Origin of the sequence: Psychrobacter sp. W2-37-MNA-CIBAN-0211 (genome assembly GCF_040309405.1) — a bacterium.
GTDB classification, from domain to species: domain Bacteria; phylum Pseudomonadota; class Gammaproteobacteria; order Pseudomonadales; family Moraxellaceae; genus Psychrobacter; species Psychrobacter glaciei.
Window position 1 is genome coordinate 1 of sequence record NZ_JBEOOU010000382.1, and the last position, 255, is coordinate 255.

Consider the following 255-nt stretch of genomic DNA (forward strand, 5'->3'; position numbering starts at 1 on the left):
TTGTTGAAGCAATCGCGTTGAGAGCTTCTTCCGTTAAAAAGGCTTGGTGGCCAGTAAAGATCACATTATGACAAGCAGATAAGCGACGGAAGATATCATCTTGAATGATTTCATTTGATTTATCTTCGAAAAACAGGCCTTTTTCATTTTCATATACATCAAGCCCTAATGAACCAATCTGGCCATCCTTTAACGCTTCCATCGCGTCAAGTGCATCCAATAAGCCGCCTCGACTGGTATTAATCACCATCACGC

The 255-nt window shown here is 41.6% G+C and carries 1 protein-coding gene; it reads right to left on the reverse strand.

From position 1 onward, the window contains the following. Nucleotides 1-255 (reverse strand): NAD(P)-dependent oxidoreductase (locus AAEY72_RS15575; protein ID WP_352311519.1); only part of this gene is annotated, 255 nt, incomplete at both ends.